Origin of the sequence: Paenibacillus lutrae, from assembly GCF_009757775.1 — a bacterium.
Lineage (GTDB): Bacteria > Bacillota > Bacilli > Paenibacillales > NBRC-103111 > Paenibacillus_F > Paenibacillus_F lutrae.
Map to the genome: position 1 here is coordinate 318 of NZ_RHLK01000043.1, position 512 is coordinate 829.

Annotated in this window: 1 rRNA gene (only partly in view); it reads left to right on the forward strand. The window is 55.6% G+C overall.

From position 1 onward, the window contains the following. A 16S ribosomal RNA gene (locus EDM21_RS24500) occupies positions 1-512 on the forward strand; its annotated part reaches 317 nt to the left of the window's first position; the annotation flags it as partial.

The window sequence follows — 512 nt, forward strand, 5'->3', positions numbered from 1 at the left end:
CCTAGAGATAGGTGCCCTCTTCGGAGCATCGGAGACAGGTGGTGCATGGTTGTCGTCAGCTCGTGTCGTGAGATGTTGGGTTAAGTCCCGCAACGAGCGCAACCCTTGAACTTAGTTGCCAGCAGGTTAAGCTGGGCACTCTAAGTTGACTGCCGGTGACAAACCGGAGGAAGGCGGGGATGACGTCAAATCATCATGCCCCTTATGACCTGGGCTACACACGTACTACAATGGCCGGTACAACGGGAAGCGAAGGNCCTAGAGATAGGTGCCCTCTTCGGAGCATCGGAGACAGGTGGTGCATGGTTGTCGTCAGCTCGTGTCGTGAGATGTTGGGTTAAGTCCCGCAACGAGCGCAACCCTTGAACTTAGTTGCCAGCAGGTGAAGCTGGGCACTCTAAGTTGACTGCCGGTGACAAACCGGAGGAAGGCGGGGATGACGTCAAATCATCATGCCCCTTATGACCTGGGCTACACACGTACTACAATGGCCGGTACAACGGGAAGCGAAG